General features: G+C 44.0%; 16 protein-coding genes and 1 pseudogene. 11 read left to right on the top strand and 6 right to left on the bottom strand.

The genetic code is table 11. From position 1 onward, the window contains the following. Nucleotides 1-259: 259 nt before the first annotated feature. Both C1710_RS01555 and C1710_RS01550 read right to left on the bottom strand, forming a co-directional pair. A pseudogene (locus C1710_RS01555) lies at nt 260-1888 on the bottom strand (IS1182 family transposase); the annotation flags it as partial. A 155-nt stretch (nt 1889-2043) separates the two neighbouring features. Continuing rightward, nucleotides 2044-2484: a hypothetical protein gene (locus C1710_RS01550; RefSeq protein ID WP_102279303.1), complete on the bottom strand. Its 441-nt coding sequence runs from the start codon at nt 2482-2484 to the stop codon at nt 2044-2046. 150 nt (nt 2485-2634) lie between these two features. Between C1710_RS01550 and wecB the strand changes: the two genes are divergently transcribed. Beyond that, nucleotides 2635-3756 carry a non-hydrolyzing UDP-N-acetylglucosamine 2-epimerase gene (wecB, locus tag C1710_RS01545; RefSeq protein WP_102279301.1) on the top strand — a complete coding sequence of 374 codons (1122 nt, stop codon included), beginning with the start codon at nt 2635-2637 and terminating at the stop codon, nt 3754-3756. A 29-nt stretch (nt 3757-3785) separates the two neighbouring features. Here wecB and C1710_RS01540 read toward each other — a convergent pair whose 3' ends face one another. Together C1710_RS01540 and C1710_RS01535 are read right to left on the bottom strand one after the other, a co-directional pair. After that, a complete protein-coding gene (locus tag C1710_RS01540; RefSeq protein WP_102279298.1) occupies nt 3786-4220 on the bottom strand; it encodes a GtrA family protein in 435 nt (144 codons plus the stop codon). 11 nt (nt 4221-4231) lie between these two features. Beyond that, nucleotides 4232-4678, bottom strand: coding sequence for a flavodoxin (locus C1710_RS01535; RefSeq protein WP_102279295.1), 447 nt, complete (start codon nt 4676-4678; stop codon nt 4232-4234). A gap of 118 nt (nt 4679-4796) precedes the next feature. Here C1710_RS01535 and map point away from each other — a divergent pair, with 118 nt between their 5' ends. Beyond that, nucleotides 4797-5630, top strand: a complete 834-nt coding sequence (map, locus tag C1710_RS01530) for a type I methionyl aminopeptidase (protein WP_102279292.1) — start codon at nt 4797-4799, stop codon at nt 5628-5630. Between the two features lie 102 nt (nt 5631-5732). After that, nucleotides 5733-6638 carry a YihY/virulence factor BrkB family protein gene (locus C1710_RS01525; protein WP_102279290.1) on the top strand — a complete coding sequence of 302 codons (906 nt, stop codon included), beginning with the start codon at nt 5733-5735 and terminating at the stop codon, nt 6636-6638. Nucleotides 6639-6655: 17 nt separating this feature from the next. On the opposite strand, the gene C1710_RS01520 is transcribed toward C1710_RS01525, so the two are convergent. After that, nucleotides 6656-6895 carry a DUF2922 domain-containing protein gene (locus tag C1710_RS01520; RefSeq protein WP_102279288.1) on the bottom strand — a complete coding sequence of 80 codons (240 nt, stop codon included), beginning with the start codon at nt 6893-6895 and terminating at the stop codon, nt 6656-6658. Nucleotides 6896-6914: 19 nt separating this feature from the next. Beyond that, a complete protein-coding gene (locus tag C1710_RS01515) occupies nt 6915-7118 on the bottom strand; it encodes a hypothetical protein (protein WP_102279285.1) in 204 nt (67 codons plus the stop codon). Between the two features lie 99 nt (nt 7119-7217). Here C1710_RS01515 and recX point away from each other — a divergent pair, with 99 nt between their 5' ends. From recX to C1710_RS01475, 8 genes are all read left to right on the top strand, one after another. Continuing rightward, nucleotides 7218-8018 (top strand): recombination regulator RecX, encoded by an 801-nt coding sequence (gene recX, locus C1710_RS01510; RefSeq protein WP_102279282.1) that lies wholly within the window; start codon nt 7218-7220, stop codon nt 8016-8018. A gap of 58 nt (nt 8019-8076) precedes the next feature. Beyond that, on the top strand, nt 8077-8730 hold the full coding sequence (locus C1710_RS01505; protein ID WP_102279279.1) for a sugar transferase: 654 nt from the start codon (nt 8077-8079) through the stop codon (nt 8728-8730). A 20-nt stretch (nt 8731-8750) separates the two neighbouring features. Further along, nucleotides 8751-9512 carry a DUF4422 domain-containing protein gene (locus C1710_RS01500; RefSeq protein ID WP_102279277.1) on the top strand — a complete coding sequence of 254 codons (762 nt, stop codon included), beginning with the start codon at nt 8751-8753 and terminating at the stop codon, nt 9510-9512. Nucleotides 9513-9530: 18 nt separating this feature from the next. Next, nucleotides 9531-10460 (top strand): glycosyltransferase family 2 protein, encoded by a 930-nt coding sequence (locus C1710_RS01495; RefSeq protein WP_102279275.1) that lies wholly within the window; start codon nt 9531-9533, stop codon nt 10458-10460. A 1-nt stretch (nt 10461) separates the two neighbouring features. After that, nucleotides 10462-11676 (top strand): hypothetical protein, encoded by a 1215-nt coding sequence (locus C1710_RS01490; protein ID WP_102279272.1) that lies wholly within the window; start codon nt 10462-10464, stop codon nt 11674-11676. Next, entirely contained in the window at nt 11676-12299 is a 624-nt protein-coding gene (locus C1710_RS01485) for a hypothetical protein (protein ID WP_102279270.1), read from the top strand. Before C1710_RS01490 ends, C1710_RS01485 begins: the two co-directional genes overlap by 1 nt. 13 nt (nt 12300-12312) lie before the next feature. Continuing rightward, a complete protein-coding gene (locus C1710_RS01480; RefSeq protein WP_102279268.1) occupies nt 12313-13122 on the top strand; it encodes a DUF4422 domain-containing protein in 810 nt (269 codons plus the stop codon). 387 nt (nt 13123-13509) lie between these two features. Continuing rightward, nucleotides 13510-14835: an ISL3 family transposase gene (locus tag C1710_RS01475; protein WP_102279250.1), complete on the top strand. Its 1326-nt coding sequence runs from the start codon at nt 13510-13512 to the stop codon at nt 14833-14835. Nucleotides 14836-14852: the final 17 nt, after the last annotated feature.

The raw sequence follows: 14852 nt of genomic DNA, 5'->3' as shown, positions 1-14852 counted from the left end.
TGATGCCTATGAGTCATGGTGTGCAGATTTTGGCTAAATGTACCCGCCCCAAATTGAGGATTAATCAAATTAACGGTTTTGTTTCCAAAGCGAACTAATTAATTAGCTGACAAAAAACGGGGCTGTGACATAAGTCCCTTATAATGAATGAACCGTTCGGAATTCGCTGTAATTCCGAACGGTTCTTCTTTTTGTGATACAGTCTCTGAAAAGATCGTCTCCTATCGGCGATCTTTTTCATATTTNTACGATAAGGGGGGCTGTGACATAAGTCCCTTATAATGAATGAACCGTTCGGAATTCGCTGTAATTCCGAACGGTTCTTCTTTTTGTGATACAGTCTCTGAAAAGATCGTCTCCTATCGGCGATCTTTTTCATATTTAAGGCCATTAGGGCAATCCCCATTTGCCTTTTGGCTTTCTTAAGACCACGTACCGTGAATCTCTTGAAACCCAAATAAGCCTTCAAATTACCAAATACCGTTTCCACGTCATATTTACGACGGGAGTAGGTATCAGAATTTGAAAGCGAATGACGTGCTTTGGCCTTAAAGTATTCCCACTGTGGATTTACCATGATGCGCTTGATGTTTCCACGTGGGGTCAACGCTTGTGGAATAAGTCGATGATTTTCATCAAATCTTTCTGCCTGATAAACTTTAAAATCTCGGCGGAACCCATAACTATCACGACGATAGGTATAACGCTTAAAGTTAAAACGGACGCCATTCGGATTGATATAAAAATCATCCTTTTCATGGTATTCCCAGTTCATGACTTTGCGATCATCAGACTGCCATTGACGGCTATTCTCCTTAAGCATGGTACTGTAAGGAATCAAGGCCGTTTTATCTGGAAAGTGATCTTCAATATATTTGTAGTTACGTTCAGAACCATAACCTGCATCGGCGACAATCTCTCGTCCCAAAACTTCGTTCTGGGCGAGTTGATTTAAGAATGGTATGAGCGTCCGGGTGTCCGTGGGATTTTGCATCAAACCATATCCTAAAACATATTGTGAATTAGTCATAATTTGTAAGTTGTAGGCCGGCTTGGTTTGACCATTGCGCATCGGATCTTCCTTTAATCGCATGAAAGTCGCATCATGGTCAGTCTTAGAGTAACTATTCCTGGAACCAGCGATCTGCTTTTGCGTTTCATATTCATGATGTTTTTGACGAATATGTTTAGCTGCCCGCAGATATTTCTTCGCATGACGACGTTCTTGCTTGGCGGGGTTAGGAGAAACCTTCGCGGTTTCGGTAACTCGTTGATTTAATTTCTCAATGCGTTGTTCTAACAGCGCAATCACGGTATCCAGTTGATCCAGGTCCATCTCGGTCTTGTCAAAATCAATCTTAACCTCAGCTGCCTTTAATTCCTGAAGTAATGCCTGCGCTTTTTGTACGTTTAGTTCACTGTACTTAATGGTCCGTTTCTTCCAGACAAACGAATACTTATTGGCGTTGGCTAAAATCTTCGTTCCATCAATAAATGATGCTTCATCGATTAAGCCTTCATCTTCAAGGTAATCATGAAACTTTTTAAAACTGGCTTGGATCATGGCTTCCAAATCAGTTGACACCACAAAGCGTGCAATGGTCCGATAAGTTGGTTGATGTTCTTGTGTTAACCACATCGCCACAACATTTTCGCGAGCGAAGCGCGCAATCTTGCGGCATGAAACTAATCCATAACTATAAGCGAGAAGAACAAGTTTAAGCATCATCCGTGGATCATATTCACGAGGCCGTCCCATTACCTGTGTGTGTTTAACAGCTAGCTTTTCGACTAGCCGATTAATGTAGTGTGCTGGATGGTCGGCCTCCGGTTCATAGGCAGTTGAGATGTTCAAACTGAGTTGGTTTATGTTATAATCAATATCCAATGTTTTGTATCCTTTCGAGGGTATTTTGGGAGGCATCGACGGTCCGGTCGATGCCTTTTCTATTTATTTTAAAGGAAAATGGATCTCAATGAAATCCGAAGATTTCATCGAGATCCATTTTTTATTAGGGACTTATGTCACAGCCCCGTTTAAATTTAGTTGCTATTATGTTGAATTGTAGCGTTTGCCGGTAGCGGGCCAGACCAGTCGGCATAATGAATTTGACTTTGACCAGGCACGGTTTGACGGTCCATCCCGTCACTATCAACGTGGTGGGTAACACCGTTAGCATCAGTCCAAACAGCAACGTCGCCCAGACCTAACTGGATATTACTGTGTTGCTGTGAGCTCGTGGAACTACTGCTGTTCGTCGATGCTGAAGAGCTGCTGTTAGAGTTAGCAGCACTTGACGATGAACTATTGGCTTGTTTAGCCTGTTTCTTCTTTTTATTATTAGTAGTCTTCTTCTTTGATTTCACAACTTTACTGCTAGAAGTATGACTTTCTGCAGCGCTGTGGTGACTGCTGTTGTTACCACAAGCAGCGAGCATCAGTGAGCTCATTAAGGTTGCGGCAATTAAAGATAGTTTTTTCATGGAGAATCCTCCTTTAAACTTTCAAACTAAACGAAATTATACTACATTCTACCAGTAAAGGTAGGTCTAACGCAAAATTCATCTTTTGTTCATAGAATTGACCCATGCTTAGCGGTACAATTAAAATATTGATGAAAGGAGGAGAAACTAGTGGTTGCTGATGCAAAAATTATGTTCTTTTTTGGGACGCGGGCAGAAGCCATCAAGCTATCGCCAATTATTAAGCTGATGGCGTCTTCGGCCAAGTTTCAACCGGTCCTGACGGTTGCCGGCGCTCACTCGACTCTCCTCCAGCAAACGATGCAAAACTTAGATTTAGAGCCGGACTTTGATCTGCAAACTCTCCCAGCCAAGTTAGACAACCTCGAAGGGCTCGCAGCGATGATTCATAACCTTAACAACGTGGTCAACGCGGCGCAACCGGATATGATTATTGTGATTGGCGACACGACGGTCACCTTGGCAGGGAGCCTCTGTGCCTCTTATCACCGCTTGCCATTAGCCCACGTAGAAGCGGGGCTGCGGACCCACGATAAGACGCGGCCATTTCCTGATGAACTGCAGCGGCAGCTGGTCGATGTGATGGCCGACCTTTACTTTGCGCCAACCAATATTGCCCGTCATAACCTCTTGCTCGAGCACCATTCGGACCGCCACATTCACGTTACTGGTAACACGATTATTGATGCCGTTCAACAGAACCTGCAGACTGACTATCGGAGTCCCTTGCTGGAGCAAGTTGGTGATAAGCGGATTATCCTCCTGACCGTCCAGCGACCGGAAAACCGTGGCGAAAAGTTAGAGCGACTGTTAGCGACGATGAAGGACATTGTCGAAACCAACGATGATGTTCAGCTGGTTTACCCGCTTTACCCGGTGCCAGAGGTAATGAGTGCAGCTGAACGCATCCTGGACCACCATGAGCGGATCACGATTACCCAGCCATTACCGTTTACCGATTACATTAACCTAGCGGCGCGTAGTTACCTTTTAGTAACCGACTCGGGTAGTGCGTTGGAAGAGGCGTCAGTGTTAAGAAAACCAGTCCTTCTCTTGCGCGATAAGACGGAGCGACCGGAAGTGGTCAAGCATAAGCAGGCCAAGCTGGTCGGCACTGACCCCACCAAGATCCAGCAGGCAGTCTTTGAGCTTCTCCATAAAAAGTTCCGTTACTGGTTGATGACCAGGAGTCGGGACTCCTTTGGTGGCGGGAAAGCTGCTCAACGGATTGTGGACATCATTGAACAATACTTACAACAAAAAATAAGCTGAGAAACGGCCCGCGTTTCCCAGCTTTTTTCTTATCGTTCAAATTTTTTCTTTTCGGTGAAAATCAGGAACTTCGAGAAAATGAAGTTGGCAATGATCACCACGACGTTGTCCAACGTTTTGACGACCAGTTGTTCAAGCGGCGAATTAAACTGCAGAACAGTGACACCAACAAACATGAAGGCCACATCGATCAGCAGGGTCAGTCCCCGGTAAAAGTAGAATTCTACAAACTCAATGGCAAATGCCTTGATGGTGGTGTAGTGGGAGTTAAAAACCCACACCTTGTTGGTAAAGTAGGCGACGAGGACGGAGAGAAACCAGGCGATGATGTTAGCGACTTGGTAATTCATGTGAACACCTGAACTCAGCCACTGGAAGACTCCGATGTTAACGACGGTGGTCACGACACCCCAGAACAGGTAGGACACCACCTGCTTATACTTGTTCCACAACTGTTTGAGCACAACGTAACTCCTTAATTAGCGGCCTTGACGAGCTTATCGGCAAAGCTGTCCAGCGTCTTAATATCGTCCTGATCTGGCGCCAAGTTGATGTGGACAGGACCAGCTGCCCGCTTGGCGCCCGTTTTGGCAAAAGCGGCGTCAAACTTATCAACGGCCTTGCAGTAGTCATCGGCGTAGGCGGTATCACCAGAACCAGCGACGCCAAACACCTTTCCGCTGAGGTCTTCTTCCTGCAGGTCATCGTAGAAGTCTAGTCCTTCGTCGGGTAGGGCCCCTTCATCGTAAGTGTACGGGCAGACTACGCAGATGTCAGCGTCATTGAAGTCAGCAGCGTCAGCCATCGTAATTTCAGTTTCTTCAACCTCGACGCCCTGATTTTTTAATTCTTCGGCCACGATGTCAGCAACGTCTTCGTTATTGCCGGTAATAGTGGCGTAAACAACTAGTGCACTTGCCATAATCTTTGCCTCCTGGATAAATTGCTCCCGTTAGTATATCACAATCGGCTTTCTGCTGCCGGGGACTGTGGCAAAGTGCTATACTGGAACAGTAATTAAAAAGAGGGAGCGTTAATTAATGATTAGTTTAAAGTCACCGCGGGAGATTGAAGCGATGGAGAAATCCGGCGCCGTTCTCGCGGGAATGCACGTTGGTTTGCGGTCAATTATTAAGCCGGGAATTTCAAGCTGGGAAATCGAAGAATTTGCCCGCCACTACTTTAATGAACACGGGGCAATTGCGGCCCAGATCGGGTTTGAAGGCTACAAGTACGCGACCTGCGTCAGTGTTAACGATGAAATTTGCCATGGCTTTCCTCGCAAGAACCTGGTCTTGAAGAATGGTGACCTGGTCAAGGTCGACACGGTCGTTAACCTCGATGGGGCCTTCAGTGATTCCTGCTGGAGTTATGCTGTTGGCAAGCCGGACAAGGAAGTCCGCGACCTGATGGCCGTCACCCACAAGGCCCTCTACATGGGGATTGACCAGTGCGTGATCGGTAACCGGATTGGTGACATTGGTGCGGTAATTCAGCACTACACCGAAGATGAACACGGCTACGGCGACGTGCGTGAATTCGTTGGCCACGGGATTGGACCCACGATGCACGAAGACCCGATGGTGCCGCACTATGGCGAACACGGTCACGGTGTCCGCCTCCGCGAGGGGATGACGATCACCGTCGAACCAATGATTAACACCGGGACCTGGGAAGCAGATACTTCCGACCCGAGTGGCTGGCTGGCGAAGACCGCTGATGGGAGCCTCAGCTGCCAGTACGAACACACCCTGGTTATTACCAAGGATGGTCCAAAGATCCTCACTTCACAGGATCCGGAAGGCGACGCTAAGTACCTGTACGATGATAACTACATCAAATACTTTAACGAGGCTACGAAGGAATTTAAGTAGGCTGGAAACAAAAGAAGCGAACCGCTTTTGACGACGATTCGCTTTTTGTACGTTCAAGAGGGGCTATTCCTGGTAAAATGGGCGTTACAAATGGAGTCAATAATGAAACAAATTCCCCACAAAACTAAACATTTTATCCAGGTCTTTATGAAACATTTCCGGATGGCTCAGGTGTCAGCGTCGGCGGCAGTGCTGGCTTACTATACGCTGCTGTCGATTTTCCCGGCGATTATCGTTGTCGGTAACCTGATGCCGATGATGGGCCTCGATGCCGACACGGTGACATCTTATCTGCAAACAGCGATTCCGACGTCAATTTACAGCTTTATCCGTCCCTTTATTTACGCCTTTTTGCAACGGGGGAGCGGCGGCTTGCTGACTACCGGGGCATTGATCGCCCTCTGGTCAACCAGTACCGGGATTGCCGCCTTTCAACGGAGTGTCAACCATGCTTACGGGGTGGCGGAGAACCAGAATCCGGTCATTAACCGGATTGTTTCTTTTCTGTGGATGGTCGTGGTGATCGTGATTCTCTTCTCCCTGATCATTCTTTATGGCCTGGGTGAACAAGTCCTTTTGGCAATTCAGCCGCTGTTCCACTTCAGTATGACCTACATTGAATTATTTACTTCCCTGAAGTGGCCGGTCACTTTCGGCGGTCTCTTTGTGGCGTTGAGTTTACTTTACTACTTCGTACCGAGCGCCCGCGTGCGCCTGCGGTACGTGGTGATCGGGGCACTGGCGGTGACCCTCGCCTGGATGGCGTTGTCGCGACTCTTTTCTTACTACACCGTTGTTTTCTCTCACAGCATCACTTCTTACAAGACGATCGGGGCCTTTATCATGCTGATGATTTGGCTCGATATTTCGGGGATGCTGGTGATGGTGGGGGCAGTGATCAATGCTACCGTGCAGGGGTTAATTGAAGGGCCGGCCAAAGAGCGACGGACCTTCTTTCAGCTGGTACGCAACCTGGCAACAAATAAAAAGGACAGCGACCATCATTAGTCGCTGCCCTCGTTCGTTTATACTGGGAGGTTAAAGTCTTCCTTATTGAGGATTACTTCTTCGGTCGTGGTAATGTACTTGGCGGAAACCGGCTGCACATACAGTTGTTCGCCGTCCTTGGCAAATAGTTGGCTATCGGCCAAAGCTTTCATTTGCTGGGAAATTTCTTCCTTGGTCAGGCCATCTTTGACGTAGTTGATCTTCAACAGGTGGGTTTTACCGAGGCTGCCCTTGTAAGTTAAGTTTAAGCTCTTCATAAGTTAATAACTCCTTTGCTTAGTTCAGTTGGGAAGTGACAACGAGTTGCTTGTCTTCAATTGTTCCAGCAGTGAAGGTCTCGATAGCGGTCTGCAAAACGTGCAGGCTGTCGGTGCTCGGCGATTGGACCAGGTTGTTGAAGGTGATAATCGTCTTGTTCTTGTCACCGATGCCTGACATTTCCAGACGAAGCTTAGCTGACTTAAATGCGGGATTATTCATAATTAGTTCTCCTTTGGTTGGTTAGTGGTAAGTGGCGGCCGCTGCTTACACTTATAGAAACGATCGAGGAGCAGCAATGTAAAGGGATGATTTTAAGAAATGGCGAAGATTACTAAAATTACCGTCCAGAAGAAGGCGGGAAGGTATAATATTTACCTCAATGGCAAGTTCGCCTTTCCGGTTAGCGAAGAAGTGTTGATCAAGTATCGCCTGCTAAAAGGCGTTGAGCTAAATAAACAACAGGTGGCGACGGTCAAGCACGCCGATCACCAGTCCAAGGTATATTCGCGGGCACTTGACTACTTGTCTTACCAGCCGCGAACGGCGGCTGAAGTGGAGAAGAAGTTGACCGATTTGGAAGCCACTCCGAACCAAATTGCGACCGTGTTAGAACGGCTGAAGCGCGAACGGCTGGTTGATGATCAGCAGTATGCTAAGTCGTATGTGCGGACGATGGTCAATACTTCCTTAAAGGGGCCCCACGTGATCAGTCAAAAGCTTCGTCAGAAAGGCGTTAACCCATTAGACATTGAAGCGGGGCTGACGGAATTTTCCACCGAACAGCAGGAAGCTAACGCCCGGAAGTTGGCGAATAAGCTGTACCGCCGTTATCACCGGCAGGCAGCTCGGCAACGCCGGCAAAAGGTTGAGCAGTCGCTGGCAACCCATGGCTATGGTTTTGACCTTGCTCGTCAAGTGGCTGGCGAAACGGAACCAGCGGTATCAGTTGATGAACAGCACGATTTAATGGTGGCCGAAGCTGAAAAGGCCTGGCAAAAGTACCGGCGTTATCAGGGTCGAGACCGCGACCAGCGGGTGCTACGACGTTTGTATGCTAAGGGGTTTGACCTGGATGAGGTCAAGAATTGGCTGGAAAATCATCAAGAAGGTCTTTCCTAAGTGGCGGTTTACTGGTATTGTTAATAGGATACATATTAATCGATAAAGAGAATGAAAGATGAAGAGTAAAGATATTCATATTAATGAACAACAACTTAATCATCAGTACGGCTATCGCTTCATTAAGCGCCTTTTTGATATTATCGCATCGGCGCTTGCCCTGGTTATTCTGAGCCCATTACTGTTGATCATTGCGATTTGCATTAAGGTGGACGACCCGAAAGGGCCGGTCTTTTATTCACAGATTCGCGTTGGTAAAGACGGGAAGCACTTTAAGATGTTCAAGTTTCGTTCCATGGTGACTAATGCTGACCAATTGTTGGAAAAGTTGCGGGCCAAGAACGAGGTTGACGGGGCCATGTTCAAAATTAAAAATGACCCACGAATCACCCGTGTCGGTCGAGTTATTCGTAAGTATAGTCTAGATGAACTTCCGCAACTGGCTAACGTTGTGCTGGGCTCGATGAGCATCGTTGGACCACGACCACCGCTAGTGAGCGAAGTGGCAGAGTACACTGACTATGACAAACAACGACTAATGGTAAAACCAGGTGCGACTGGAATGTGGCAGGTTGGCGGCCGGAATGATGTTTCATTTGATGAAATGGTCCGACTGGATTTGACTTACATCCAAAAACGGTCAATTTGGTTAGATTTAAAGATCATGTTTGAGACCGTGAAGATCATGATTATTCCTAATGGCGCCTACTAAAAATAATCAGGAGAACAACAGTGAAAATTAAAGTACTAGTTGCTGCACATAAAAATTACGCGATGCCCAAAGATCCAATGTATTTGCCGGTCTTTGTGGGGAAGGACTTGCATCCAGATGTTAACCATACTTTCCAGGGCGATAACACGGGGGATAATATTTCCAAGCAAAACCCCTACTATAACGAATTGACCGCTATCTATTGGGGATGGAAGAACCTTGACGTTGACGCGCTAGGGGTGGTTCATTACCGTCGCTACCTTAGCCTTAATAAGAAGAAGTCGTTAGATGCAGTGCTATCCGAACAGCAGGCACAAGAATTATTGCAGCAGTATGACATCATCCTGCCACAGAAACGTAATTACTACATCGAAACCAACGAGTCCCACTACCTCCATGCCCATGAGCATGAGCCATTCAATGTGATGCGCAAGGTAATTCAGGAAGACTATCCGGAATATACTGATGCTTTTGAAACGGTAAGGAAACGAACCTGGGCGCACATGTTCAACATGTTTATCATGAAACAGAAACCGTTGGATGAATATCTGACGTGGATGTTTGATGTTCTTCATCGGGTCGAAGCGCAAATCGATATTACTAATTACTCGACTTACGAACAGCGAGTTTATGGTTTCCTGAGCGAATTGCTGCTGGATGTGTGGTTGATCAAGCACCCTCAGTACAAGATCCACGATGTGAAGTATGTTTTTATGGAACATACCAACTGGCTGGTCAAGGGCGGTAAGTTCTTGAAGCGGAAGGTTGTAGGACACGCTTAATGTCTGGGAGGATTAGCGGTGAAAACACTATCGATTATTGTTCCTTGCTACAACGAGCAAGAGTCTATTCCTCTGTTTTACCCTGCGGTAGAAAAAATTATTGAGCAGTTAAATGCGAAAATTGAGTACTGGTTTGTTAATGATGGCTCGTCAGATCATACGCTTGATGAATTGGAAGAACTACACGAAGAACATTCTGATGAGGTTCACTTTATTTCTTTTTCTAGGAATTTTGGCAAGGAAGCAGCATTATATGCTGGTCTACAAGCATCAACTGGGGATTATGTGGTTGTAATGGACGTGGACCTGCAAGATCCGCCTTCGATGTTACCGACCATGCTTGACTATCTCGAGAGCGGAGAATACGACTGTGTTGGAACTCGCCGAGTTGACCGAAAAGGAGAGAAAAGGTTCAAGTCATTTCTCTCCAATGAGTTCTACCACGTAATTAATCGTATTTCTAAAACAGAAATTATTCCTGGCGCACGCGACTACCGAATGATGACTCGTCAGATGGTTAATGCGGTTCTGTCTGTTTCTGAATACGATCGCTTTTCCAAGGGTATCTTTAGCTGGGTTGGTTTTAAAACTAAATACCTCGATTACCATAACGTTGAGCGTGCTGCTGGTGAAACAGATTGGTCCATTTGGAAACTGGCAAGGTATGCTTTAGATGGAATTATGAGTTTTTCTGATGCACCACTGTCATTGGCCATTTGGACTGGCCTTGTTTTTTCAATCCTTTCTTTCTTAGGGTTGTTGGTAATCGTAGTGCGTCATTTTGTTTCACCAGCGGCGAGTGCCTTTGGTTGGTCATCTTTAGCATGTATTATTTTGCTGATGGGCGGTCTCCAGTTGTTATTTATTGGAATTGTTGGAAAGTATATTGGTAAGATTTATATGCAGACTAAGAATAGACCAATATATATCGTTCAGGAGAAAAAATAAGATGGATGCCAAAGAAAAATTCAAGGTTGGCAGGCATATGGACAAAATTTTGAGTTATAAGTGGAGTGATAATGATATATATTCAATAGCGTTTGTCATTTGCTTGTTTGTTTCGTGGATCATTTCGACAACTTTTATGCAGTTTATATCTTATAAGCCATTAAATCTGCTGTTAGCTATTGCTATTGGTTTGATGATTTTTAAGATTTACTTGCTTGATGATTCTTCTGCGATTGAAATCTTTTGGGAAACTATCATTATAGGACTCAGTATATTATCTGAAATCAAATCGCATTCCAATTTAATACTAATTATGACATTATTGGTCATTGCTGCACGAAGTGTAGATTTTAATCATCTTATTTATATATACTACGTTGTTGGTTGTATTGTCATAACTGCAGTAATGTTGTATTCCCTTATTGGAATAATTACTAACTTATCTTTTCACGCGGCAAACAGACCGATTAGATATGCTTTAGGGATCGTTTACCCAACAGACCTATCGGCACACGTGCTATTTTTAATATTAGCGAATGCTTTTTTAAATAGAACTCGTTTAACCTTTAGGCGTTATGCAGTTTATTTGTTAATTCTAATAGCGACGTTTAAAATTACTGATGGCCGATTAAGCTGCGCAGTTGGCATGTTGGCGATTATAGCAATCATATTAGCTGATTTTGCTCAAAACGGTCATACTATCTGTAAGTATATTTCATCAATATACTGGGTGTTTATTCCTGCTCAAGCCTATCTCATTATCTTTTTATCAATCTTTTTTAATCCATCTAACAAAGTATTTGCCAAATTGGATCGACTTCTTTCAGGACGATTGTATTTCGGGCATGAAGGAATTCACAAATATGGGTTTCACTTATTTGGTAATACGATCGAAGAGCATGGTTATGGAGGGGTCAAAGGGGCACAACTATTTCAAGGCAAGACCAATGTCGGTTATTTTTATATTGATTCTTCATACGTAAGACTTTTTTTAATGTACGGGACGATTATGGCCTTGCTCGTCATTATTGTAATGACATATATAGCGTTGCGTGCTACCATTGAGAATCAATTTGTATTTGCAGCAATAATTCTAGCCGTAAGCTCTAGTTGTATGGTCGAACAGCATCTCTTGGAGTTATCATTTAATCCATTCCTTATTGTTTGGTTAGCTAGTCTCAAAAATCCTGTATCAAAAGACCTTGGAGGAACATGATGAAAAAGATCAATATGAAAGAATTATTTTCTATCCTATGGAAGGATGCTCTAGGAATTATTGGTTTGGCGTTACTATTTGGTGTGTCTTTTTGGGGATATGCTAAGCATAAACAATCAACTTACTACGTATCTACTCGCAACGTTTTAATTGGACACACGGCAAGTAGGGCTCAATCTCGTCATCCTTATTCCCAAACCAATTCAGATTTAGCTAATTTAAAGACTAATGCTGACGTTATTGGGGATAGTATCATTACTGATCATGTATACAGTAGGCTTCCTAAGGGAATGAAGCATTCAATGAATCAGCACACCGTTAATGAAGCTATTAGTACAAATGTACATAATCAGTCTCTAGTTTTAACGATTAAAGCCCGCGGAGTGACTGCGCCTCAATCTTCTAAATTAGTAAATTTGACTGCTGATGTAGCGAAAGACGAGTTGCCTCGAATTAATCCAAGCGTAGGATCGGTAACTCCCCTTGCTAAAGCAAAAAGTAAAGATGCAAGACATGTTAAAACTGTTTCTGCAAAAAAATATGCATTTGTGGGTGTAGCTTTTGGTGCACTAGTTGGTATGGTGTTGGCGTTTGTAGCAAATAGTTGGCGGCGTTTTGTGTGATTAGGAGCGTATTATGACTGTGTACGTAATTACTCATAAAAAATTTTCATATGATTTGCCCCGTGGCTATACACCACTTTTGGTAGGGGCAGATTACAATCAGCATGTCCCTGGCTACTTAAATGATAATTTAGGGGAAAATATTTCTTCCAAAAATAAACATTTTTGTGAATTAACTGGACTTTATTGGATATGGAAAAATACTAATGATCAACACGTCGGGTTAGTACACTACCGTCGTTACTTTTTTAGTCATGATTGGAGTCGTCACACAATGTTGCTGTGGTCCTTCATTTTTGGAAAGACAGTCAGCCCGATTAGTGAGGGATTACTAACTCATTTTTTAGAAAAGTATGATTGGGTAGTTGGAACACCGGATACTATAAATGGAGAATCTTTAGGCTCTCAGTATAAACGATCACACTATGTTGGAGACCTGCAATTGGCATACGATGCGATAAAACAGCTATATCCCGAATATTTAAGTGATTTCGATCAAGTGATCTACCATAATAATAAAATGTCATCATTTAATATGTTCTATACTTCTCGTAAGCAACTGAACAAGTATTGTCAGTGGCTATTTGATATTTTATTTAAGCTTGAACCCAATATAAAATTAAGTAACAGATCGGCATATCAACAGAGAGTTTTCGGTTTTTTGTCAGAACGGTTATTTAATGTCTGGTTACATCACCAAAAGGACATTAGGGTAAAGTATCTGAGCGTATTCAATACAGATAACACGAATCGTAAAATAATTTTTCAACGAGCAGTCAATTTCTTATTGCCAAAGCAGCAAAAGAAATGGTTTAGCAATTAATTTTATCTAAAAATAACAACTGTTTGAGAGATTAAGAAAATCGGACAATGAACTCGTTTGAATTCATTGTCCGATTTTTATAGGCTCTTTGTCAAATCCTGTTGACAGGTAAGAAGGTTCTACACTATTCGGTACTGATGGAATTTTCCATCGGTACCGTTTTTCGTTTATGATGACAATAAAAAAAACGGACAATCACCCCAAAGCCTAAATCGTGGTGATTGTCCTCCAGAAAGGAAATTAATCCTCATGACTAATGATATCAACTTTTTAACCGGAATCCAAGACCCAGGGCTTCAGCTGGATAANGATGACAATAAAAAAAACGGACAATCACCCCAAAGCCTAAATCGTGGTGATTGTCCTCCAGAAAGGAAATTAATCCTCATGACTAATGATATCAACTTTTTAACCGGAATCCAAGACCCAGGGCTTCAGCTGGATAAAGAAGGGGCTGAGACTATTGATGACCAAACCAAAATCATTCATTTGGTCAAGACTGGTGAATGTCGTTGTCCTGTTTGTGGACGCCCGATGTTGAAGAATGGTTTTCGTCATCGCCCAGTAGTCATTACCGCCCTGTCGGTCGCTGGTGTAAAGACCATTCTCATGATTAAAAAACAGCAGTATATCTGTAAGCCGTCCACTAAATGTCCGCAAACCGTGACGAAAATCGCCACGATTAAAGGCATTAGCCGCGGCTGTCGGATTGCTAATAACGTGAAGCAATTCATTATCAAAGACCTTCACCGTAATATTTCACAGAAAGAGTTAGCCCATAACTATTACGTGTCTGCTAGTACCGTTGCCAGAACCATCGATACGCTAGAAAACACCTTTGTTCCTGAGAAAGATTGGCTGCCGGCAACGATTGCTTTTGATGACTTCAAGTCAGGCCAATTCGCTGATAGTGGGATGAGCATGCTCTTAATGAATCCGACTAATCATCGCACCATCGATATTATTAAATCCCGGAACTCGCGTTATTTAAAGCAATACTTTTATCGTCACTTTACCCGGCGGGCCCGATGTGCTGTCCGTTTGATTGTCGTCGACCTTTATCAACCTTACCGGAGCTTAATCAAGGAACTCTTTCCTCATGCCCGAATTATTGCCGATCATTTTCATATCGTTGCCCAGGCGTATCGGGCACTTCAAGCGGTGCGGATTAAAGTAATGAATCGTTATGGTCATGGCACCCACGAGTATCGCGTTTTAAAGCGTTTCTGGAAGTTACTTTTACAAAAAATCGCTCATTTAGATAATATTCACCACTATCCACGGCGCAACTTTCGTGGCGCCTGGTTGTCTGATAGTGAGGTCATTGATCGGCTTTTGTCCATGTCACCCGAATTGCAAATAGCTTATGACTACTACCAAACTTTGATAGAGGCAGTGGATCAAGGTCAAGCAGCAGAGTTAACGGCACTCTTACAACGCAAACTCACTAATCTGCCTAAACAATTACAAAAAGTCCAGCGGACTTTACGGCAACACCAGGAAGAAATCATCAGGAGCTTTCAATACCAGTTAACTAATGGTCCCATTGAGGGTACTAATAACAAAATCAAAGTAATCAAACGGACGGCTTATGGTTTTCGCAACTTTTTCCGGTTCCGGATTCGCATACTAATAGCATTAAAAAATTCGCACATCATGGTTCAGGCACCCATAATCACAAGAAAAACCAGCCCAAGCAAACTAGTTGCTTGAACTGGTCAAAATTAGCG

Source organism: [Lactobacillus] timonensis, assembly GCF_900240275.1.
In the GTDB taxonomy this organism is placed as follows: domain Bacteria; phylum Bacillota; class Bacilli; order Lactobacillales; family Lactobacillaceae; genus Limosilactobacillus; species Limosilactobacillus timonensis.
This window is presented reverse-complemented; position numbering and strand designations above follow the sequence as displayed.

What these genes read in the sequence shown, in the direction of transcription:
- C1710_RS01520 (WP_102279288.1), bottom strand. Translation starts at nt 6,895, where the DNA reads ATGAAGAGCTTAAACTTAACTTACAAGGGCAGCCTCGGTAAAACCCAC.
- C1710_RS01535 (WP_102279295.1), bottom strand. Translation starts at nt 4,678, where the DNA reads ATGGCAAGTGCACTAGTTGTTTACGCCACTATTACCGGCAATAACGAA.
- map (WP_102279292.1), top strand. Translation starts at nt 4,797, where the DNA reads ATGATTAGTTTAAAGTCACCGCGGGAGATTGAAGCGATGGAGAAATCC.
- C1710_RS01485 (WP_102279270.1), top strand. Translation starts at nt 11,676, where the DNA reads ATGAAAAAGATCAATATGAAAGAATTATTTTCTATCCTATGGAAGGAT.
- C1710_RS01480 (WP_102279268.1), top strand. Translation starts at nt 12,313, where the DNA reads ATGACTGTGTACGTAATTACTCATAAAAAATTTTCATATGATTTGCCC.
- C1710_RS01505 (WP_102279279.1), top strand. Translation starts at nt 8,077, where the DNA reads ATGAAGAGTAAAGATATTCATATTAATGAACAACAACTTAATCATCAG.
- C1710_RS01515 (WP_102279285.1), bottom strand. Translation starts at nt 7,118, where the DNA reads ATGAATAATCCCGCATTTAAGTCAGCTAAGCTTCGTCTGGAAATGTCA.
- C1710_RS01525 (WP_102279290.1), top strand. Translation starts at nt 5,733, where the DNA reads ATGAAACAAATTCCCCACAAAACTAAACATTTTATCCAGGTCTTTATG.
- C1710_RS01490 (WP_102279272.1), top strand. Translation starts at nt 10,462, where the DNA reads ATGGATGCCAAAGAAAAATTCAAGGTTGGCAGGCATATGGACAAAATT.
- C1710_RS01550 (WP_102279303.1), bottom strand. Translation starts at nt 2,484, where the DNA reads ATGAAAAAACTATCTTTAATTGCCGCAACCTTAATGAGCTCACTGATG.
- C1710_RS01475 (WP_102279250.1), top strand. Translation starts at nt 13,510, where the DNA reads ATGACTAATGATATCAACTTTTTAACCGGAATCCAAGACCCAGGGCTT.
- recX (WP_102279282.1), top strand. Translation starts at nt 7,218, where the DNA reads ATGGCGAAGATTACTAAAATTACCGTCCAGAAGAAGGCGGGAAGGTAT.